We start from the raw sequence: 20,717 nt of genomic DNA on the forward strand, positions 1-20,717 counted from the left end.
CCCAGCGGCGACGCTGGCGGCGCCCCGGTGGATCTTGGCGGCGCTCGCGCGGGTCGCTGGAGCGCCGGCGGGACCGCCTCGTGCAGGCGCGGCGCCAGCACCTCCTAACGGGCCATCGCCACCCCGCTCGCTAGCCCGCGCGACCCACCCTGGTCTGCGCCTTCACCGTCCGGCGCGTGCTGGTTGCCCGCCTCGCTCACCCTGCCATCGTCGGCCCAAGGTGCGCGACCGTGCGCCACGCTCTTGCAGGCCGCACCTCGCCCAGCTCGATGCGGACGGTTACCGGCCGCTGTGGGAACCGATGAACAGCTGACCGGCCAGGACGGCCTACGACGACTACTGACCGCTCGGAGGGGCTCTGGCCGGTCGGCGGATCAGCCAGAGCCTCCCGGCGGTCAGGCGGTCAGCTGCCGGAGCATCTCGGCCGAGTCGTGCAGGTTGGTCATCTGGACGAAGCGGCCGTCACGGACCTTGTAGATGGCGTACTCGACGATCTTGAACGAGGCGCCGGAGGCTGGGACGCCGAGCCACTCCTTCACCGGGGTGCCGGTGTTGATGGCGCGGACGGCGATGCCGTCCCGGTCGAACAGCAGTTCGTCGACCTCCCAGTGAATGTCCGGAACGGCGTCGACGATCCCCTTCAGCACCTTGACGACGTCGTCGCGGGTGCCGGGCTGGTCGCCGAGCAGCACCTGATCGTTGATGAACTCGTCCATGCGGTCGAACTCGTGGGCGTTGAGCGCCTCGGCGTAGCGCATGTACCAGTCACGCAGATCACTCTCGGTCATGGCGTTCCTCTTTCCCGTGCCGTCAAGAGCGGCTCTGAGCTGATCAAATTTCTGCACCGATCGGTGCAGAATGAGACCGTACCACTTCAGCATCGATCGGTGCAGAAGGGGTAGGATGTGGCGGTGCACACGTCACGAATCGGCCGCCCACGGGCGTTCGACCCCGAGGCGGCGCTAGAGAAGGCGATGATGGTCTTCTGGGCGCAGGGCTACGAAGGCGCCAGCCTCACCGACCTGACCGAGGCCATGGGCATCTCCCGCAAGAGCCTGTACGCGGCCTACGGCAACAAAGAGGACCTGTTCCGCAAGGCATTGCAGCGCTACGCGGAAGGGCCGGGCGCCTACGTCACCGAGGCGCTGCAAGCACCCACCGCCCGCGAGGTCGCCATGGCCTTCCTGGTCGGCGCGGCCCGCGCCAACACACTGCCCGGACTCCCCGCCGGCTGCCTCGGCGTCCAGGGCGCACTGGCCGCCGGTGAGACCGGACGAGTCGCCCGCGACACCCTGGCCGAGTGGCGTGCCCACGGCCAGACGCTGCTCCGGGACCGGTTCCGGCAAGCCGTCCAGGTGGGAGACCTGCCCGCCGACGCTGATCCGGGAAAGATCGCCCGCTACGTCATGACGATCGCGAACGGCGTCGCCGTACAGGCAGCCGGCGGCGCGACATGCGAGGACCTGCAACAGGTGGCCGACGCAGCATTGCGGAACTGGCCACCGGCCTGACGATGCAGGCCCTTGAAATCAGTCCTGCCCGCGCGGTCCGCCACCCGCATACATGACCAGTTGTGACAGGCCCGCGAGACGGCATCCGCCAGGCGCGTCCGCCCAGGTAGCGATTCGCAGAACTCCTCTCACAACCCCCGGGTTTTGACAGAGGGTTCTGCGAGGATTGCCGCGTTGAGCTGACCCCCGAGCAGGCCACGGCCGCCGTCGAACGCCATCGGCGCCCCAAGCGCCCCCTTTCGGAGAGATATCCACCGGGATCAAGCTCCGGCCCGAGCTGGAGGAAGCCCCGGCGCTGTACCACGACATCAGAGACGCCGCGCCGGAGCAGGCGGTCATCGTGACCACGCACGAGATGAAGCCCTTGGTCCGCAACGCCGCCGGACTGATGACTCGGGCCGGCGCGATGCTGTTCACGGTCCTGGCGTCGCCGCCCAACTCGATCGCGACTACATCCGGGAGAAGACACTGAGCCGTTTCCATCCTGGGATGCTGGTCACAAGATGGACGCGGTCTGCTGGTTCTGATCATCAAGCAGCCGACTTGGGCACGCGGGTGAGCAGGTTGCGCAGGTAGTGAAGTCCGCTGCGTCCGCAGACCAGGCGGAGCCCTATGGTGGCACTGGGTCTGGTGGGACGGCGCCCGGCACGGCTCACCCGAACTCCAGCCCCTCTGCCCGATCGATGAGACCTATCAGGCCGCCAAGCGAATCGCCCCAATCCTGACCGGCCCGACCACCAGGACGCCATGGTGGGCGTGAGCTGGAGCGGACCCGACGACCCCGAACTGTCATGGGTCTGGCGGGAGAGCACGCGGCGCCGACGCATCCACAACCCCGCCTCCAACGCACCAAAGCCACCGGGGAGAGCGCGACCGGGCAGGGCTCATCGGCGATGCCCGAACCCAGCGGAACGAAACAGACGACCGGCGGGGACACCTCGGCCAGCGCCCGGACAGGCCCCCAACCGGGCGAGTCCCTGCTCTCAGCTTGAGGTTAACCCTCGGTTGCACAACGTCACGACGTCGGCTCCGGTGTCGCCGCCGACGGTGGATGTGAGCGCTTCCTGCCGCAAGCGGAGCTGGTCTTTGCTGCTGTCGGCGTGTTCGGGACGACGCGGATCGCCTCGATCGTCCGCGCGGATGGTCGTGTGGTACTGGGGATCTTGGACCCACAGTCGGCACACCATGAGGGAACGTACGACATCACCGCGGGATCGGGCGGCTGTTCCTGGTCAGATGATGGCGATCCAGCAGGCGGGGTCGTGGTCGCGCGGATGCGGGTGGAGGCGGCTTCGCCGAGACGGATGTAATGCCCGAGGCCGCCAGGTGCTGGTGGCGGGACCGGCCTACGGCTTGGCGGCGAAGCGCTTACCGGCGGCCAGGGGTTGTAATGCGGAATGCCGGAGTTGATGGAGTGTCCAGCCTTGCCCGTGCGGGTCCAGGGCGGCGGTGGCGGTCTTGAACAGGAGCTCGGCGCGCGGGTAAGACAGGCGGCCGCGGCCGATCCCAGGTGGAGGATGTCACGGTGACCGAGCGTGACCGGTCGGGAGTGAGGGACGTGGGTCGTGGGTCGTGGGTCGTGGGTCCAGACTGACCCATGGGCGAAGGACATGGGGAGGAGATGAGAGTGGCTTGATCGTGGGCGGGCGGGGGCGGGGGTAGGTCGCTGAGGTGATCTTTCAGCGTTTCTGGTGGGTCGTGGCCCTGACCGCCGGCGGGGTGCTGCTTGCGGGGTGCTCGGGCGGCGCGCCCGGACGACGGGTGGAGTCGCGGGTGGTCACGACCTCGGTGCCGAGCCCGGACCGGACGCCGCAGGTGAAGATCCGGAACTTGATCGTGCTGGGGCCGGAGCCGCCGGCTGAGCTCGCGGCCGGGGCGGACGCGCCGGTGTACGGAACGCTGATCGCGCGGATGGGTGGGCCCGGCGACAAGTTGGTCGCGGTGGCGTCACCGGACTTCGCGGGCGTCACCGACGTCAAAGGCGGGACGATCGCGCTGCCGGCCGGTGAGGGCGTGTCGCTGAACACCGGGAGCGGTTCCAAGGTCGTGCTGAAGGGTCTACGGAAGGCCGTGCACGGTGGTGCGTACACGACGCTGAAGCTACGGTTCGAACGGGCTGGGGAGATGAGCCAGCGGGTGCAGATCGTCCCGCGGCAGGGGCATTACCGGACGTTCTCGCCCGCCCCGGCAGGGACCAGGCCGCCTGCGTGAATCAGCTGCCCCGCCAGTCCATTCGGCCATAAGCCCGGATAGGCGCCCTTCTCCCAAAGCGTGCTACCTCACCGCGTATCTGCTCAGGGAGCAGCGTGCATCGTTGCGAGGGCGCCGACCGCGACCTCGGCCAGTGGGGCGAGAACGCCGCCGCCGACGCGATCGTGGTCGCCGGGGCCGGCGCCGACCTCGTCGAGGCCGAGCCGGTGGTCCTGGCGCGCCTGCACTTCGACGACCCGCGCGAGACCGACCACGCCTGGACCGCCACCACCGCGGGCCTGTCCCGGCTGCCCCCGCCCCGTCAAAGTCGTCGCCGGCGACGACGCCACCGGCACGCCCCGGTTCCCCTTCGCCGACCTGGACACCCCTGGACCAGACGCTGGCCGCCGGCGGCGAGCTGTACCCGGCGTGGGCCGTGCTGGCCCAGGCGCTGGGCCACCTCGCCGCCGTCGTGGCCGCCGAGCCCCGACGGCCACGGCGCCCACCTGCTAGCCGTGGATTCCCGGGCCGTTCCCCGAGCTGCACCCGGAGCCGGAATCGGCGGAGGCCGCTTCGCCGGTGCACACCGACCCGCCCTGGCCGGCTACCACCACGCGCACGTCATCAGTGCCGATGAACGCCAGGGCGCGTTCGACCCGCGCGGCCCTGGACGACCTGTTCACCGCGTTCCGGGAGCCGGAAGACAACCGGTGCCGCGCAGTACCTCAAGCTCACCGAAGCCCAGGGCACCGTCCTCCGTGCGCCGCGAGGCCTTGGCCGTGTGAACCGTACGCGGTCTCGGCGCCGGAGAAAGCCGAGCCCGAGCAGGCCTGGCCTGCCAGAAGGTCCGGGTGGTCGAGGTCAACCGACCTGACCGGCGCCAGCGCAGGGCCAAGGGGAAGGCTGATCCGCTGGACTCCTACGCTGCTGCCGAGGCCGTCCTGCAGACAAGGCCCATGCCATCCCGAAAACCGGGACCGGTGTCACGGAGTCGATCCGCGTCCTGCACCTGGTCGCGCTGTGCTGGATTTTGTCGCCCGCGTCCCGTAGATATGTGGCCGGTCTCGTCCGCGACCATCGCCGCCGGATCGGCCGCGATGTCGGGCGCTGCCCGCCGGACGCCGAGCCCCGCTGGTCCTGGTGCACGTGCGCCGCAACGAGACCTTTCCGGCCCTGGCCGCCGCGTTCGGCGTCGGCCTGGCCGCGGCCCACCGCTACCTCACCGAGGTGATCGAGCTACTCGCTGAACAGGCGCCCGACCTGCGCGCGGCCATGCGCATCGCGGCCCGGAAGGCCTATGTGATTCTAGATGGCACGCTGGTGTCGATCGACCGGCTCTCGGGCACCGACGACCGGCTGTTCTACTCCGGCAAACATCGTCGGCACGGCGTGAACGTCCAGTTCCTCACCGACCCGCACGGCCGCCTGATCTGGGCGTCGGCGGCGCTGCCCGGCTCCACCCACGACCTGACCGCCGGCCCGCGTCCACGGCACCCGATGGGCGATCGCCTGTTACGCCGACAAGGGTTACATCGGCGCCGGTGTTGCGGCCGGCACGCCCTACCGCCGCGGCAAGGGCCGCGAACTCGGCCGGCGCAAGAAGCTGTTCAACCGGCACCACGCCAAGGTTCGAGCACGGGGCGAGCAGGGCGCCGCCACCCTCAAACGCTGGCACATCCCGCGCCATGCACGCTGCTCACCGGCCCGGCTGACCGCCATCGTCCAGGCGATCCTCACCCTGCACCATCACGCCAACTGAAGTTGGAAAGAGCTCACTGGTGGGCCAGCAGGCTGGAGCTGCCAAGAGCAACCACGGCGGCCGGCTGAAGGCCATCGGCGACGACATGCCCATCTTCGCAAGCGCGCTGAAGGACAAAGGCGTCCCGGTCTCCGAGATCGCCCGCAAGCTGGCCATCAAGGCAGGCAAGAACGCGTCACAGACGGCGATGCACCACTTCCCGCGGATCGGCGGCTTTCCCGTGATCGTGCTCCAGCATGCGACCGGGCACGTATCGCCGCAGTGGCCCGACGGTGCCTCACGGCAGATGCACTTCGACCTCGCCACGGACGATCCGGTGAGCGCGGACAAACGCGTACTCGACGCCGGCGGCCGCCGGCTGCGACCGTCCGACGATGTCAACGTCTCCGCCCGGCAAGGCTCCCTGGTGTACTCCAGCCCGGCCGGATATCCCTTCTGTCTCAGGCCGGCCTGACACTGCCCGCTGCCGCATGAGCATCCAGCAGGCCGTCGACGCCTCGCAGGAAGGTCTCGCAGATCAGTTCCGGGTCGAAGAGGCAGCCGGCGGCCATGGCGCCGTCGCGCAGCATCACGAAGTGCCGGGCGGCGGGTTCGGCGGGCGCCTCCCCGACGCGTGCCAGCAGCTCGGTCACGGTGTCCAGGAACCATTGCCGGTGGGCGAGGACGGCCTTGTGCACCGGGTGATCGGGGTCGGGGTATTCGGCGGCGGCGTTGAGGAACGCGCATCCCCGGAAGCCGGGGGAGCGGATGCCTTGCGCGATGGATTCGCCGAGGGCCCGGACGGTGTCGGTCGCCGCCAGCCTGCGGGTGACGGCATCGTCCACCTGGGCGCGGGTGGCCTGGTCGACTTCGGCCAGATAGGCGAGGACGAGGTCCTCCTTGCTGGAGAAGTGCCGGTAGAGGGTGGCCCGCGTCACGTGGGCCTCGGCGACGATCCGGTCGATTCCGACCGAGTGGATCCCCTCTGTGTAGAAGATCCGGGTCGCCGTGGCGAGCAGGCGGGAGCGCGCCTCGGAGGGGCGGCCTGCGGGTTCTTGCCTCATGAGGGACATCCTAGCGAGAGGTAGAACGTTCGGTCTTGACAGGTGTGCGGTGGCGCTGCGACGCTGAGCGAGACAGAACGTTCGTTCTTCTTCGTTGATTGAAAGGGACCACCGTGACCACCATCGCTTCGCGCGGCATCGCCGGTACCGCCTTCAGCCTGCGGCGGCTGTACTTCGTCCGCTTCGGATTCGCCATCGTCTGGGCCCTCGCGATGTTCACGACGGCCTCGGACCTGGGTCCGCTCGCGGTCACCCTGCTCGTGTTGTATCCGCTGTTCGACGTGGCCGCCGCCGTCATCGACGCCCGCGCGTCCCGCGCCACCGGATCGCCCGTGCTGCTGTACGTGAACATCGCGGTCAGCCTGCTCACCGCCGCCGGCGTGGCCGCCGCCTGCGCGTCCGGCATCCCGGCGGTGCTGCGGGTGTGGGGCGCCTGGGCGATCGTGGCCGGGCTGGTCCAGCTGATCGTGGGCGTCACCCGCCGCACGATGGGCGGCCAGTGGCCCATGATCATCAGCGGTGCGATCTCCGTGCTCGCCGGCGGCTCGTTCATCATCGGCGCCTCCGCGGACGACCCGACCCTGACCAACGCCGCCGGCTACGCCATCCCCGGCGGCATCTTCTTCCTGATCTCAGCGATCCGTCTCGGCCGGGCCGCGAACGGCGGCCGACACAGCGTCAGCTGATCCAGAACCGTGTCCGGGCGGCCGGCCATGGCATATCCGAGACGGCCGGTGCGTCACGATCGAAACATCGAGAGGAAGGCCGACAGTGATTTCGAGCAGGATCGCGGCGCGCGGTCTCGCAGTCACCGCACTGATGCTCGCCGCGGCGCAAGTGCCCCTTCCCCAAGCCGACGCTGCAAATGCACCGATGGACGCCGACTCCTCGAATGACGCCCTCGACCCGGACAGATCGCCCGGCGGGCTCGGCCAATTGACCGGTCTCGTCATCCAGCGGCTCCGCGTGAGCGACGACGTGGCTGCGTCCAAGTTCGGTACCGGCTCACCGATCGACGACCCCGCACGCGAGCAGCAAGTTCTGGAACAAGTGCGCAGCCGAGCCGGCGAACTCGGACTCGATCCGGTGTCGGCGACGGCCTTCTTCCAGGACCAGATCACCGCGAGCAAGCTCGTGCAGGAAGGGTTGTTCGCGCGCTGGTCCGCGCACCCCGGAGAAGCCCCGACGACCCGTCCTGATCTCGGGCGGATCCGCACGCGGCTCGACCAGTTGACCGCGGACCTGCTCCGCGAGCTCAAGGCCACGGTTGGAGTGCGCGACGAGCCGACGGCATGCGCCGTGCAACTCGCTGTGGCCGCCGGTTCCGGCACGGTGCTGGAACGGTTGGACGCCCTTCACCGCCAAGCGCTCAGGCGGGCGGTGCACTCGGTGTGCGCCGCCCCCATGACCTGACTACCGGGCGAGCGTGGGAATCATGCGGCGCCGTTTTAACGAATGCTCCATACATAGGAGGTCACCATGGCACGACGCCTCGATGTCGATCGCAGCGACGAAGTGAGCGCCGCGCTGTTGGCGGACCTGCGTTCCATGATCACCTCAGACCGCGTGCTCGCCGACGGCCCGGACCATGTCAGGTCAGTGACGCTGTTCAACGGGGCGGTCGACATTCGTCCCGCTGTGGTCGTGCGGTGCGGGACCACAGGCGACGTACAGGCCGCTGTACGGGCGGCTCGCGAGCACGGCGTGCCGGTGTCGGTACGCGGTGGCGGACACGACTTCTGGGGGCGGGCGCTTCGCCCCGGGGGGCTGGTCATCGATCTGGCCGACATGCGCGGAGTCCGTGTCGACGCCGACCGGCGCGTTGCGACGGTGGAGGGTGGCGCACTCTCGTCCGGCGTCGTGGCCGCCGCCGAGCGCGCGGGCCTGACCGCCGTCACCGGGACGGCCGGCGCCGTGGGCATGGTCGGACTCACGCTGGGCGGCGGCTACGGGCCGCTGACCGGGCGATTCGGGCTCGCGGCCGACAATCTGCTCGGCGCCGAGGTCGTCCTCGCCGACGGCTCCAGGATGGACACCGACGCCGAGCACGAATCCGACCTGTTCTGGGCGTTGCGCGGTGGGGGCGGCAACTTCGGTGTCGTGACGTCGGCGCGGATCCGTCTGCACCCCGTACCGACCGTCGTGGCCGGAACCATTCTCTACCCGATTTCGCAGGCCCCTCGCGTTCTTGCCGATCTCGCCGAGATCCTCCAGGGCTGCCCGGACGAGTTGACGGTGGACGTGGGTCTTCTTCCCGGGGCGGACGGAGCCCCTGTGGTCTACGTCGCGCCCACGTGGTCGGGAAACCTGGACGAAGGAGCCGCCGAGAACGGGCCGGTGTACGCGCTGACCCGGCTGGGCACGCCATCGCTGGTCGACATCGGGCGGACCACTCGTTCCGCCGGGCTGGCTGCGACGGATGCCATGTTCCCGGTCGGGCGGATGGGCGCCATTCGCTCCCGCAACATATCCAGGATTTCAGGCTCCATCACCGATGTTCTGGTGCAGGGCGCTCAAGCGTTCACCTCACCGTTCTCCGCGATCCTGCTGCACCAGTTCCATGGGGCCGCCGCCCGGGTACCGCTCGACGCGACGGCCTTCGGCCGGCGCGAACCGCACCAGATGGCGGAGCTGATCTCATTGTGGGAGAAGGACGCCGACATCACTGTCGACGACGACGGCGAGGCACGCCATCTACGCTGGGTCGAGCAGTTGCATGCAGCGCTCGAGCCGTTCTCGCTGCCGGGTGGATACGTGAACTTCCTCGGGCCGGAGACCCCCGATCAGGTCGCCCGCTCCTACGGGCCTAACACCGAACGCCTGCTCGCCATCAAATCCGCGATGGACCCGGACTCGGTGTTCGTCGGCACACCGCTCCCCAACGACGCCCAGGGGACCGCTTCGACGACGGTCTGACGCCACCTTTTAGCCGATCACGGTGGTGCGCCGTGCGCAATCGGCACTGCCTTCTCCGCGAACCGCTGAACCTCACCGGCCCCGTCCTGGCCAAGGCCTCCCTCGCAGCCCACAATCAGCAAAGGACCGCGCATGTCCAAGCCATCTCCGTCCTCGGTTCTGTCCCTGGATCTGAGCGACGACCCGTCCGGCGGCCTGGAGGCCGCGACCTGGGCACTGGCGGCCCTGATCGCCACCTTGGACGATGCCGCAACGAAGCCGCTGGCCGACGTCTTGGCGGCCGACCCGCAGCGCACAGCCGTGCTGGAAGCGGTAGGGCTGATACAGCGAGACGGCGAGACACTGATGCTGCACTCGTCGTACCAGTACCCCGACGGCCCGACGAACCGCAGCGCGGCGCAGGCGCGTCTGAGTTCGCTGCGGCAAGCAGTGGCGGCGGCTGCGGGGGAGCCTGGCGAGGCCGGCGGCTGGGCGGACCAGGACGACGAGGTGCTGCGCAATCAAGGTCGCGCGTCCGCAGGCACCGGCCGCGCCATAGCCGGCAAGGTCGTCCCCGCGCTGCCCGGTCTCGCGGAGCGGCTGGAGGGGCGGGGCAGCCGCATCCTGGACATCGGCACCGGGATCGGGGCTCTGGCGCTGGCCCTGGCGGAGGCGTTCCCCCGCGCCGAGGTCGTCGGCATTGACGTCATGGAGCGCGTGCTGGGACTTGCCCGCAAGGAACTGGCCGGCGCGGGCACCGAGGCTGCCGGCCGTATCACCCTGCGTCACGCCCACGCCGTGGACGTGGCGGAGCAAGCCGCCTACGACATGGTCTGGCTGCCCGCGCCCTTTCTGGCGGAGGCCGCCCTGACCCGGGCCTTGCCACGGCTGATCGAAGCTCTGAAGCCGGGCGCCTGGATCGTCGTCGGCACCAACCCGGCGGCCCCCGACCCCTTGCGCCGGGCCGTCGCGGGCTGGCACGCCACACGCAACGGCGGCAACGCCTACGGCGCGGACCGGATGACGAAGACCCTCACCATGCACGGACTGCGGGATGCACGGCAATTCCCCACAGTGCCGGGAGGACCCGTCCTTGTCGCGGCACGGCGCGACTGACGCCGATGCCGCAGGAAGCGGCGCCGAGGCACCCAGCCGGCCCCCGGCCGTGCGCCGGGCCGGTCCGGGTTTGTGGTGCCCGCCGCTGAAGCGCCGGAGACAGTACCGCATCAATTCTCTGTCCACTGATTACTCGAAGGGATCGTTGTGACCGCCTTAACCTCATCCACCGCCCCCGGGATCGCGCCGGCCCTGCGCCGGATGTCCTTCACCCGGTTCGGGTTCGCCCTCCCCTGGGCGATCGTGTCCGGCCTCGACCAGCTGGCCGTGGGCGCCGCCCACCGCACGATGGCCGACCGGCGACTGGGCGCCGCCGCGAAGGAGCTCTGACATGGAAACCACGATGTATGACGTGGTCGTCATCGGCGCGGGCCCGGTGGGGGAGAACATCGCCGACCGGATCGTGCAGGGCGGTCTGAGCGCCGCGATCGTCGAGCGGGAACTGGTCGGCGGCGAGTGCTCCTACTGGGCCTGCATGCCGACCAAGGCACTGCTGCGGAGCGGGACAGCGCTTCGGGCGGCCCGGCGGGTGCCCGGCGCCCGTGAGGCGGTGACGGGCGACCTGGACGTGGCGGCCGTGCTCCGCCGTCGCGACTCCTTCGCCTCGAACTGGAAGGACGACGGGCAGGTGTCCTGGCTCGGCCAGGCGGGGATCTCGCTGTACCGCGGGCAGGGGCGGATCAGCTCCGCCCGGGCCGTGGAGGTGACCGGCGAGGACGGCGCGACCGTCTCGCTGACCGCGCGGCACGCGGTCGTCATCGCGACCGGAAGCGGCGCGCTGGTCCCCGACATCGCCGGCCTGCGCGAGTCGGCGCCCTGGACCAGCCGGGAGGCGGCCGCCGCGACCGCGGTTCCCGGGCGGCTCGCCATCATCGGCGGCGGCGTGGTGGCGTCGGAGATGGCGACCGCGTTCACCGGGCTGGGCGCGTCGGTGACGATGCTGGCCCGCGACGGTGTGCTGCCGATGGCGGAGCCGTTCGCCGGTGAGCTGGTCACCGGGTCATTGCAGGACGCCGGTGTGTCGGTGCGCCTCGGCGCGGAGGCCGCATCCGTCAAGCGCGACGAAGACGGAACGGTCCACATCACTCTCACCGACGGGGAGACGATCGAGGCCGACGAACTCCTCGTCGCGGTCGGCCGCACCCCGAACACCCAGAACGTCGGTCTGGACGCCATCGGTCTAACGCCGGGTGCCTGGCTCGTGGTCGACGACACCCTGCGGGTCGTCGGGGAGGAAGGGACGCCGATCGGTGACGGGTGGCTGTACGCCGCCGGGGACGTCAACCGGCGCGTGCTGCTGACCCACCAGGGCAAGTACCAGGCCAGAGCCGTCGGCGACGCCATCGTGGCCCGTGCGAAGGGCGAAGCGGTCGAAGACGGACGGTGGGGCCGGCATGCGGCCACGGCCGACGAACGCGCGGTGCCGCAGGTGATCTTCACCGAACCGGAGATCGCGTCGGTCGGGCTGACCGCGGCCGCCGCCGCGGCCGCCGGACTGCGGACCCGGGTTGTTGACCAGGACCTGGGCGCCGTCGCCGGATCCGCCCTGCACGCCGATGGGTACCGGGGGCACGCGCGCATGGTCGTCGATGAGGACCGGAAGGTCATCGTCGGTTTCACGCTCGCCGGCCCCGACGTCGCCGAACTGCTGCATGCGGCGACTATTGCGGTCGTCGGCGAGGTTCCGCTGGACCGGCTCTGGCACGCGGTTCCGGCCTACCCCACCATCAGCGAGGTGTGGCTCCGGCTGCTCGAGACCTACGGCCGCTGACCACTCCGCCGAATACCCGCCCCGCCGCGAACGACGGGACGACACATCAGCATCATCTATTCGCGAAAGGACCGATCTATCATGCGTTTTCGCATTCCCCGATGGGCCGCCATCACCGGCGCCACTGCGGTCGCCCTGCTCAGCGTGACGGTACCCGCCATGGCGACCGACATCGGCAAGCCGGCCGGACCGCCGAAACCGACGGTCGTGCTCGTCCATGGAGCGTGGACGGACTCCTCAAGCTGGGGTCGGGTCATCGAGCGGTTGCGAGGCGATGGCTATCCCGTGCGAGCCATCGCCAACCCGTTGCAGGGCCTGACCAGCGACACCGCCTACCTCAGCAGCTACCTGACCACGATCCAGGGACCCAAGGTGCTGGTCGGCCATTCCTACGGCGGCGCCCTCATCACCAACGCCGCGACCTCCGCCACCGACGTCAAGTCCCTGGTGTACATCGCCGCGTTCATTCCCGCCAAGGGCGAGACCATCGGTGAGCTCGCCGCCAAGTCGACACCGGCGCTGCCGCTGGTCTCCACCCCGGTGCCCGGCGGCACGGAGGTCACCATCGACCCGGCCCAGTTCCGCACGGCCTTCGCCGGAGACCTCGACAAGACCACCGCCGCCGAACTCGCCATCACCCAGCGGCCCGTCAACACCAGGGCCGTCACCGACCCGAGCGCCGAAGAGGGCTTCCGCACCATCCCCTCCTGGGCCCTCATCACCCGACAGGATCACGCCATCAACCCCGACGTGCAGCGCTTCATGGCGGCCCGGGCCAACGCCCGCACCACAGAGGTAGACGCCTCGCACTCGGTCATGCTCAGCCGTCCCGGCGCCGTCACCGAGATCATCGAGCGTGCCGCACGGTGACCGCGGCACCCGGCGGGCACCTGGTGCCGACCCGCGGGGAGCTCATGCCCCTGGATGACGCGGTCACCACGCACGCCCGAACCGCGCCGATGACTCGTGTGCAGATCCGGCAGGCCTTATCCGCCCTGCACATCGGCATCGTCGTGGCGGCTGAGGTCGGTCCGCCGGCTGGCTAAGGCCGAGCTGCCCGCGCCGGTTCGAGCGGCGTCCCTCCCGGGCGACTGGAAATGGATGTGCCCGGCGGCTCTATCTTGGAGGCCGCCGGGCACGGCAGTGCGGGAATTACGATCCGACATCTGCGAAGAATGGCCACTACCGCGGCGATGACGGCGGTGGCGGCCGCTCGCCTCGATCTCCTATCCAGTGGTAAGAGGGTGAGCGGGCGGGGACTGTAATCGGCACCCAGCCGGTCCAGGACGACGTACACGCCGTTCTGGATCGGCTTGCTGGAACAGAGCACAACTCGTGAGGCAGGCATGCTTGTCCGGCGGGTGCGGTCCCGATCGCCCTGGCGTCGTGCGCCGTGAGGCGATCGGGACAGCAGATACCCGACACCGTCGGCCGTGGCCCGGTCAAGGTCCGTGCCGCTCGCCGAGGCTCCGGCAGCCGCTGGACGGTGGGTATCGGCGCTCCTCAGTCCAGTACGAAGGTGCCGTTTGCGGCCGTCACAAGGTCGGCCCCCGAGGGCGGCTGCCGGCGTCCAGGCCCCGGGCTTGCCGACGCCAGGCTGCTACCGCTGGCGCGAGGCCGCAACATGAAGATCCACAACTGTGGATGAAGTCTGAGTTGACCGACCCCAGTAGCAACCGACCGAAGTCCGCGCCGCCCGAGAGGCCGCTCAGACCGCGATCAGCGCCGCCAGGGCTCGGTCCATCGCGGCGTTGAACTCTTCTGGCGTCAGCGGCAGCCGGGACTTGACGTCCCGACTCCACTGGTCGGCGAGGACCTCGGCGGAGCCTGCCTCGACACCGTCGAGCGCCGCGTCGGCCAGATCCGATGGCGCGATCTTGTCCACGGGCCAGCCCGCGGCCATGTCGGTGTCGGCGAGTCCGAGGTGCACTGCTGTCACGAGCGTGCCCTGTTCGGCGAGTTCCAGGCGGACGCCGTTGGTCATGGCCCAGGCGGCGGCCTTGGTCAGGTGGTAGGCATTGGAGCCCTTGCCGCCGAACCACGACATGGCGGAGAGGACGTTGACGATCGCACCCCCGCCGTTCCCGGCGAGCGCCGGCGCGAACTCACGGATCATTCCCAGGTGCCCGAACACGTTGGTCTCCAGCTCATGCCGTACCGCGTCCAGCGAATCGGTCACCAGGTCGGTCCCCGTCTGGATCCCGGCATTGTTGATGAGCAGTGAGACGTCCCGGGCGGCCTCTGCGGTGGCCTTCACGGATGTGGGATCGGTGATATCGAGGGGCAGCACCTCGACCCCGGGTAGGTCCACGGTCTCCGGCCGGCGTGCCGTCGCGTAGACCTTGCGGGCGCCCCGTTCGAGCAGGCGCTGGGCGAAGGCGCGGCCCAGGCCGCGGTTGGCTCCGGTGACAAGGGCGACTGAGTTGTTGATGTCCATGCCCGGTACGCTAAAACCTGACGTTAACGTTAGGGGCAAGTGTGGCCTTCAGGCCTGGGGGGAGTCACCATGACCGTCGGTCAGGCTGCGGGCGAGCGGCTGATTCGCATCGGGGAGGTGGCACGGGGTGCCGGCGTCTCAGTACGCGCCGTGCGTTACTACGAGGAGCAGGGGCTGCTCATCGCGGAGCGCAGCCCATCGGGCCAGCGCCTCTACCGGCAGGACGCCATCTCCCGGGTCCGTTTCTTCCAGCAGATGTTCGCCGCCGGTCTGACCAGCCGAAGGATTACGGAGCTCCTTCCGTGTTGGGACTCCGGTCACACCGACGCCGAGCAACGAGCCATGCTGCGCGCCGAGCGCGATCGCATCCAGGCCAAGGTCGACGACCTGCAGGGTGCCCTGGACCGCCTCGACGAGGTCATCGCCATCACGGACACGCACCCGTAAGCGCGGTCGGCCGGGCGTCGCACCAGCGATCTACGGCTGGAGTACTAGGACATCGCCGTGTCGGCATCCACGCCAGCGCCGCCTGCAACGTCAGCCGCACCGGTTGGGGATTGGCCGCGGAGTCCGAGGGATGTGAGGCCATCGCCCGGGCCCGCCAAGACGCCACCAGCCGCTCGGAGAACCCACCGAACAGATCCGCCAGCAACCCTCACGCCTTGGCCCGCCGCAGCTTGACGATCTCCTCCAGCAGCATCTCCAACCCCAACCGCCCCGGATCGGATTTCAACTCCGTCAAGAACCCGTCCGCGCCCGTCGCCGGCTCCAGCAGCGCCACGCTGGACTCAGCCGACAACCGCGCCGTCAGCTGCTCACAGAACGCCCGCTCGAACCGCGCCCGGCACGAACGTACGATCCGCTCGCCCCGACTGGCGGCTCGATCCGCAGCTTGCGGCACCGCGCCAGCAGCCCCGCCCGCACCCCCTCATCGGCCAGCACCATCGGGCAGATCTCCGCCGCAAGCCACTCGATCAGCTCGTCCTCATTAGCTCGGGTCGACTCCCGAAACCCCAGAGCCTCCCTGATCTGGCCCCGGTGCCGCTCGATCGTCCGCCCCGCCCAGTCGTAATCGGCCAACAGCCCATTCGCCCGAACCATCCCCGAGACCAGGAACACGCTCGAACCCGCCACCCGCACTACCTCCCGGTATGCCCCACCCGTGACGACCGCGAACCGCAACCGTGATCTACCTCAGCGCTACATGACGGCTGGAGACACGTTCGGAAGAACCCCGCCGACACCGCCGCGGGGCCGCCTGATGCTGGGGGTCGCTCGCCGGAGCCGCCCTCGCCTGAGCCAGGCTCGCCCGGGCTCAGTTCAAGCGTCGCTGCTCTCGGTGCTGTTGGGGACGGCGTTTGGGAGGAGGACGACCTTGCCCAGAGGGTGGTCGTGTTCCCGTAGTCGAGTGTGTTGACCCTGCGTGGCGGTACCCCCAGGGAGAGTGCGGTCCGCGGGTAGTCGCCGCCGTGGAAGTCGAGGAAGGCGTGCGCCGTGCCGGTCCCGTCGCCCTCGATCGTCCGGCGGAGGCGTTCGGTGACTCCACTCCCGTAGTGGACGGGGGTGGCGCCCTGGGACTCCAGCCAGTCCCGGTGCCGCGGGGAGGCGATCGCGATCACGTGCGCCCTGCGCAGGCGCAGGAGTTGGACGGCGATGGTGCCGACCCCGCCGGTGGCCCCGCTGACCACGACCGTCTTGCCCGCCCTCGGATCGACAGCGGTGACTGCGGCCCAGGCGGTACTGCCTGCGACGTAGAGGGCGCCTGCGGCGGCCCAGGGGAGCCCGTCGGGCTTGCGGACGAGCTGGTCGTGCGGGACGACGACGTATTCGGCGTGGCTGGATCGCTCCCAGGACCAGCCGAGAACCGGGTCCCCGGGCGCCCAGCCGGTCACTGCGGCCCCGGTCGCGGTGACGGTGCCGGCGAGGTCGCTGCCCTGTCCGGAGGGGAACGTCGCGGGGAACCGCTCGTGCAAGGCGCCGGTACGGATCTTGACCTCGCCCCGGTTGATCCCGGCGGCCCGCACCCGTACCAGCACGTCGCGCGGGCCCAGCGGACGCGGCTCGACGTCTTCGACGCCAAGCACGTCGATGTCTCCGTAGCGGTGGAAACGTACGGCTTTCACGGGCGTCCCTCCGGCTGGACGTGGCCGTTGATGAAGGCGGCGACTTGGTCGAGGGCCTGCGCCGCCTCGGCGACGAGCGGGGCGAAGCCCTGGAAGACGTGCGGCGCTCCGGGGAAGGTCTGCAGGGTGACCGAGACGTCGGCGTGGGCGGCCCGGGTGGCCAAGCGCAGGGCGTCGTCGAGCAGGATCTCCCGGCCGCCGGCCTGGATCAGCAGCGGTGGCAGTCCGCGCAGATCGGCGTGCAGGGGGCTAGCCAGCGGGGTGCGTGGATCCGCCCCGGCGAGGTAGTCGGCGGCCCTGGTCTGAAGGGCCCGGCGGGTGAGCGCCGGATCCGCGTCGGCCCGGGTGGTCATGGTGCCGCCGGACTGGGTGAGGTCCGTCCAGGGGGACAGGACGATCGCGGACGACGGCTGCGGCAGCCCCGCGTCCCGGATCGCCAGCAGCAGGGCGAGGGCGAGGCCGCCGCCGGCCGACTCGCCGGTGACCGCGATCGAGCCGGCTGGGGTGCCTCGGTCGAGCAGCGTCCGGTAGGCGGCCAGCGCATCGTCTACCGCGGCCGGGAAAGGATGCTCGGGGGCGAGCCGGTAGTCGACGGACAGGGCGGTGGCCGCGGTGCGCCGGGCGATCTCCGAGACCAGGCCGACGCTGGCGGCGGCGGAGCCGATCGCGTAGGCGCCGCCGTGGAAATAGAGCAGGGTGGCGGCCGTCGGCGCGGTGGCGCCGGCGCGCACCTCGACGGCGGGCACCCCGCCCAGGTCGGCGGTCCGGGTGCGGACGTCGCCGGGCAGTGGCGCGGCGCCGAGCAGTTCTTCGAAGACGCGGCGCATCTTGGCCACGTCGCCGCCCAGGTCCAGCGGCGAGTTGAGCAACAGGTCGGAGACGGAGTCCAGTTGGCTACGGGTCATGTCGTCGTTTCCTTGCGAGGGGAGGTGATGTGATCGGTGACGGAACGGGCGCGGGGCGGCCTACGCCCGGGTGACGTGCAGGACCTCCTCGAAGCCCATGCGCCGCACGAAGTCCGTGCGTGCCTCCAGCACGGCGGAGTTGGCCTGTTCGACCAGGGAGTTGGTCAGGTCCACCACGCTGCGGAAAGGGCGCTCGCCAAAGGGCAGGGACAAGATCCTGGTGATCTCCTTGGCGACGGCCGAGGGGGCTGCCTGCGTGCCTGGGGTGAACAGACTTTCCGTGGCCTGCTCGTTGCGGGCCACCAGGGGGTCCAATGTCCGGTAGCCGGCGGTGACACCGGTGGCGTCCACGGGCCGTCCCGCCTTGGGGAAGTGGTCCGTGCCCTGGGTGAAGGCTCCCGGCATGACGATCACCGTCTCGATACCGAGCGGGGCCACCTCGTAGGAGGTCACCAGGGCCAGCGAGTCCATCGCCGCCTTCGAGACCACGTACGGGCCGAGGAACGGCGGTGTGGTCACCGGGATGGTGCTGCCCACGTAGAGAAGGGTGCCGCTGCCCTGCCCGCGCAGGTGCGGCAGCGCGGCGCGGTTGAGCCGTTGGACGCCGAGGGTGTTGACGTCGACCAGATGGGCGATCTCCTCGGCGGTGAAGGCCTCGACGTAGCCGGTGACGAGGTGCCCGGCGTTGTGGATGACGACGTCGAGCGCCCCCGCGTTCTCGAGCACGGCCGCCACCGCGCGGTCGGCGGACTCCTGCGAGGTGACATCGAGTTCGACCACTTTCAGGTCGAGCCGCTCGGCCTGGGCCAGGCGGTGCAGTTCCTCGGCGGGGGCGGAGTTGCGGGTTCCGGGGGCTCGCATTGAGGCGTAGACGCGGTGACCGGCCCGGGCCAGGGCTCGCGCGGTCAGGTTGCCGATGCCGGTGGCGGCACCCGTGATGAGCACAGTCGACATGGTGGGTCTCCTATCGGAGGAGTGAAGGGGAGGAACGGAGAGGGAGAAGGGAGGCGGAAGTGGTGGAGAGGATCAGGCGATGCCGCCGTTGCTGAACAGCACTTGGCCGTTGATCCAGTGACCGGCGGGCCTGGCCAGGAAGGAGACGGTCTCGGCGATGTCCTCGGGGGTGCCGAGCCGCTCCAGCGGTGCGGCGGCGGCGATTCGGGCGATCAGTTCCTCGCCCTTGCCCTCGACGAACAGCGGTGTCGCAGTGGGCCCGGGAGCCACCGCGTTGACGGTGACATCCCGGCCGCGCAGCTCGCGTGCCATGATCAGTGTCATGGCCTCGACCGCGCCCTTGGTCGCCGCGTAGCCGCCGTAATCGGGCTGCTGGAGCCGGGTCACCGAGGTGGAGAAGTTGATCAGCGCGCCGCCGGGGCGCAGTCTGCGGGCCGCGAGCTGGGAGACGACGAAGGTCCCCCGGACGTTGACCCGGTGCATGCGGTCGAAGGCTTCCAGTTCCATCTCGGCGAGCGGGGCCAGCAGCATGATCCCCGCAGTGTTGACGACCACGTCGACGCCCCCGAAACGTTCCTCCACGGCGTCGAAGAGTCCGGTCATCTGCGTCGGCTCGGCGACGTCGCCGGGCAGGGCCACCGCCGTGCCGCCGGCTGCGGTGACCGACTCGACGACCGCCTCGGCCTTCGCCGCGCTGCCCGCGTAGTGGACGACGACGGCCATGCCATCCGCGGCCAGCCGGCGCGCGACCGCGCCCCCGATGCCGCCCGAGCCGCCGGTCACCACGGCCACCCTGGGCCGGCTGGATCCGTTCTGCGATACCGCGTCGTTCATCACTGCTCCTGATCCGGCGTCCGGGCGGACGCCTGGCCTTGTGCGAGTTCGCGGGCGGACCACCCGGCGACGGGATCAACCCTCCGTCACCTGCAAGTATTTGTCCAATGCATTATTTAGATGTAAGTTATTCGAGTGGTGCATATTGAACGGGTCGACCTCAATCTGCTGGCTCCGCTGGCCGCACTGCTGGAGGAGCGGCATGTCTCGCGCGCAGCCGAAGTCGCCGGAATGAGCCAGCCGGCGATGAGCCGGGCGTTCCAGCGGCTACGGGACACGCTCGGCGACGAGCTGCTGGTGCGCACGCCGGGCGGGTACCGGCTCACCCCGCGGGCCGAGCGCGTCCAGCGTCAGCTGCGGGCAGTCCTGCCGCGGCTGGAGAGCCTGTTCGCCCCGGAGCGGTTCGACCCCGCCGAGGCCGCCGAGACCTTCCGGGTCGCGGGGACCGACTTCACCCAGGTGTTCGCGCCCGCGGTCTTCCAGCGTGTGTTCCGGGAGTCGCCGCGCTCCACACTGCACTTCCGCACCTGGCACGACGCCATCTACGAGGACCTCGACCGGGGGGTCGTCGACCTGGTGTTCTTCGCCAGATCAACGCCACTCCCCGCCCTGCACACCGAACATCTCCTCGACGACCGGTTCGTCTGCGTGCTCTCCGCCGACCACCCGCTCGCCGAACATCCGGCGATCGCCCTGGAGGAGTACCTGGACGCCACCCATGTCATCGTCGGCACCATCGGCGAGCGCCAGACCGCGATCGAGCAACGCCTCGAAGACCTCGGAGAGCACCGCCGGGCCGGACTGACCGTCCCCTACCATTCGCTGGCCCTGCGCTCGGTCCCGGGCACCCGGCTGATCCTTACACTGCCCGGGCGCCTACTCGCAGAGCAACATCCGGACCCCGGCGTCCGAATCCTGCCCGCTCCCGAGGAAATCCGCCCACTGGGCTACCAGATGGCCTGGCACCCCCGGCTCGACGACGACCTGGGGCAGCGCTGGCTCCGGAACGCCATCCGCGCCGTCACCTCCGAACTGCCGGAGCCGACCCGGCACTAGAGCCTGTCCGGTAGATCTTGGTGTTTTGCTGAGGACGATCTGGTGGGTGTGGGTTGATGGTGTGTCGTGGTGCGACGGCATGAGTTGACCGATGCGGCGTGGCGGCGGATCGAGCCGCTTTTG

22 protein-coding genes and 1 pseudogene are annotated in these 20,717 nt (G+C 70.0%); 13 read left to right on the plus strand and 10 right to left on the minus strand.

Features of this window, described 5'->3' with window-relative positions; genetic code table 11:
* Window positions 1–395: 395 nt before the first annotated feature.
* Window positions 396–788 (minus strand): ester cyclase, encoded by a 393-nt coding sequence (locus F9B16_RS13150; protein ID WP_151540315.1) that lies wholly within the window; start codon window positions 786–788, stop codon window positions 396–398.
* A gap of 117 nt (window positions 789–905) precedes the next feature.
* Here F9B16_RS13150 and F9B16_RS13155 point away from each other — a divergent pair, with 117 nt between their 5' ends.
* Together F9B16_RS13155 and F9B16_RS13165 are read left to right on the plus strand one after the other, a co-directional pair.
* Window positions 906–1,511 carry a TetR/AcrR family transcriptional regulator gene (locus F9B16_RS13155; protein WP_225991595.1) on the plus strand — a complete coding sequence of 202 codons (606 nt, stop codon included), beginning with the start codon at window positions 906–908 and terminating at the stop codon, window positions 1,509–1,511.
* A 1,698-nt stretch (window positions 1,512–3,209) separates the two neighbouring features.
* On the plus strand, window positions 3,210–3,722 hold the full coding sequence (locus tag F9B16_RS13165; protein ID WP_151540316.1) for a copper chaperone PCu(A)C: 513 nt from the start codon (window positions 3,210–3,212) through the stop codon (window positions 3,720–3,722).
* Window positions 3,723–3,805: 83 nt separating this feature from the next.
* On the opposite strand, the gene F9B16_RS50850 is transcribed toward F9B16_RS13165, so the two are convergent.
* Window positions 3,806–3,976 carry a hypothetical protein gene (locus F9B16_RS50850; RefSeq protein ID WP_192808764.1) on the minus strand — a complete coding sequence of 57 codons (171 nt, stop codon included), beginning with the start codon at window positions 3,974–3,976 and terminating at the stop codon, window positions 3,806–3,808.
* A gap of 728 nt (window positions 3,977–4,704) precedes the next feature.
* Between F9B16_RS50850 and F9B16_RS13175 the strand changes: the two are divergent.
* Both F9B16_RS13175 and F9B16_RS13180 read left to right on the plus strand, forming a co-directional pair.
* Window positions 4,705–5,460, plus strand: a pseudogene (locus F9B16_RS13175) (transposase family protein).
* Between the two features lie 19 nt (window positions 5,461–5,479).
* Window positions 5,480–5,914, plus strand: coding sequence for a VOC family protein (locus tag F9B16_RS13180; protein ID WP_151540317.1), 435 nt, complete (start codon window positions 5,480–5,482; stop codon window positions 5,912–5,914).
* Here the strand turns inward: F9B16_RS13180 and F9B16_RS13185 are convergent.
* Window positions 5,901–6,503 carry a TetR/AcrR family transcriptional regulator gene (locus F9B16_RS13185; protein ID WP_151540318.1) on the minus strand — a complete coding sequence of 201 codons (603 nt, stop codon included), beginning with the start codon at window positions 6,501–6,503 and terminating at the stop codon, window positions 5,901–5,903. The two genes, F9B16_RS13180 and F9B16_RS13185, sit on opposite strands and share 14 nt — an antisense overlap.
* Window positions 6,504–6,616: 113 nt before the next feature.
* Between F9B16_RS13185 and F9B16_RS13190 the strand changes: the two genes are divergently transcribed.
* From F9B16_RS13190 to F9B16_RS13215, 7 genes are all read left to right on the plus strand, one after another.
* Window positions 6,617–7,189: a hypothetical protein gene (locus tag F9B16_RS13190; protein ID WP_151540319.1), complete on the plus strand. Its 573-nt coding sequence runs from the start codon at window positions 6,617–6,619 to the stop codon at window positions 7,187–7,189.
* 85 nt (window positions 7,190–7,274) lie between these two features.
* Window positions 7,275–7,916, plus strand: coding sequence for a chorismate mutase (locus F9B16_RS13195; RefSeq protein ID WP_225991596.1), 642 nt, complete (start codon window positions 7,275–7,277; stop codon window positions 7,914–7,916).
* A 66-nt stretch (window positions 7,917–7,982) separates the two neighbouring features.
* Complete coding sequence (locus F9B16_RS13200; protein WP_151540320.1) at window positions 7,983–9,419, plus strand: FAD-binding oxidoreductase; 1,437 nt, start codon at window positions 7,983–7,985, stop codon at window positions 9,417–9,419.
* A 132-nt stretch (window positions 9,420–9,551) separates the two neighbouring features.
* Window positions 9,552–10,514, plus strand: coding sequence for a class I SAM-dependent methyltransferase (locus F9B16_RS13205; protein ID WP_151540321.1), 963 nt, complete (start codon window positions 9,552–9,554; stop codon window positions 10,512–10,514).
* 201 nt (window positions 10,515–10,715) lie between these two features.
* Entirely contained in the window at window positions 10,716–10,844 is a 129-nt protein-coding gene (locus tag F9B16_RS53570; protein WP_264159699.1) for a hypothetical protein, read from the plus strand.
* A gap of 1 nt (window position 10,845) precedes the next feature.
* Entirely contained in the window at window positions 10,846–12,285 is a 1,440-nt protein-coding gene (locus F9B16_RS13210; protein ID WP_151540322.1) for a dihydrolipoyl dehydrogenase family protein, read from the plus strand.
* A 159-nt stretch (window positions 12,286–12,444) separates the two neighbouring features.
* Window positions 12,445–13,155 carry an alpha/beta fold hydrolase gene (locus tag F9B16_RS13215; RefSeq protein ID WP_225991597.1) on the plus strand — a complete coding sequence of 237 codons (711 nt, stop codon included), beginning with the start codon at window positions 12,445–12,447 and terminating at the stop codon, window positions 13,153–13,155.
* A gap of 838 nt (window positions 13,156–13,993) precedes the next feature.
* On the opposite strand, the gene F9B16_RS13220 is transcribed toward F9B16_RS13215, so the two are convergent.
* A complete protein-coding gene (locus tag F9B16_RS13220) occupies window positions 13,994–14,722 on the minus strand; it encodes an SDR family oxidoreductase (RefSeq protein ID WP_151540324.1) in 729 nt (242 codons plus the stop codon).
* A gap of 69 nt (window positions 14,723–14,791) precedes the next feature.
* Here F9B16_RS13220 and F9B16_RS13225 point away from each other — a divergent pair, with 69 nt between their 5' ends.
* On the plus strand, window positions 14,792–15,169 hold the full coding sequence (locus tag F9B16_RS13225) for a MerR family transcriptional regulator (RefSeq protein WP_151540325.1): 378 nt from the start codon (window positions 14,792–14,794) through the stop codon (window positions 15,167–15,169).
* Between the two features lie 208 nt (window positions 15,170–15,377).
* Here the strand turns inward: F9B16_RS13225 and F9B16_RS53575 are convergent, their stop codons facing one another.
* The 6 genes from F9B16_RS53575 to F9B16_RS13250 all read right to left on the minus strand — a co-directional run bounded on the left by F9B16_RS53575 (window position 15,378) and on the right by F9B16_RS13250 (window position 19,538).
* On the minus strand, window positions 15,378–15,503 hold the full coding sequence (locus F9B16_RS53575; RefSeq protein ID WP_264159700.1) for a hypothetical protein: 126 nt from the start codon (window positions 15,501–15,503) through the stop codon (window positions 15,378–15,380).
* A gap of 26 nt (window positions 15,504–15,529) precedes the next feature.
* Window positions 15,530–15,802, minus strand: a complete 273-nt coding sequence (locus F9B16_RS13230; protein WP_192808765.1) for a hypothetical protein — start codon at window positions 15,800–15,802, stop codon at window positions 15,530–15,532.
* A 59-nt stretch (window positions 15,803–15,861) separates the two neighbouring features.
* Window positions 15,862–16,806: an NADP-dependent oxidoreductase gene (locus tag F9B16_RS13235; protein WP_225991598.1), complete on the minus strand. Its 945-nt coding sequence runs from the start codon at window positions 16,804–16,806 to the stop codon at window positions 15,862–15,864.
* Window positions 16,807–16,841: 35 nt separating this feature from the next.
* Window positions 16,842–17,750 (minus strand): alpha/beta hydrolase, encoded by a 909-nt coding sequence (locus F9B16_RS13240; protein WP_151540327.1) that lies wholly within the window; start codon window positions 17,748–17,750, stop codon window positions 16,842–16,844.
* Window positions 17,751–17,810: 60 nt separating this feature from the next.
* The gene (locus tag F9B16_RS13245; RefSeq protein WP_151540328.1) at window positions 17,811–18,704 is read right to left on the minus strand and encodes an SDR family oxidoreductase; all 894 of its coding nucleotides are present in this window, start codon (window positions 18,702–18,704) and stop codon (window positions 17,811–17,813) included.
* A 72-nt stretch (window positions 18,705–18,776) separates the two neighbouring features.
* A complete protein-coding gene (locus F9B16_RS13250; RefSeq protein WP_192808766.1) occupies window positions 18,777–19,538 on the minus strand; it encodes an SDR family oxidoreductase in 762 nt (253 codons plus the stop codon).
* Window positions 19,539–19,673: 135 nt separating this feature from the next.
* Between F9B16_RS13250 and F9B16_RS13255 the strand changes: the two genes are divergently transcribed.
* Window positions 19,674–20,594, plus strand: coding sequence for a LysR family transcriptional regulator (locus F9B16_RS13255; RefSeq protein ID WP_151540329.1), 921 nt, complete (start codon window positions 19,674–19,676; stop codon window positions 20,592–20,594).
* Window positions 20,595–20,717: the final 123 nt, after the last annotated feature.

Source organism: Actinomadura montaniterrae (assembly GCF_008923365.1).
Taxonomy (GTDB): domain Bacteria; phylum Actinomycetota; class Actinomycetes; order Streptosporangiales; family Streptosporangiaceae; genus Spirillospora; species Spirillospora montaniterrae.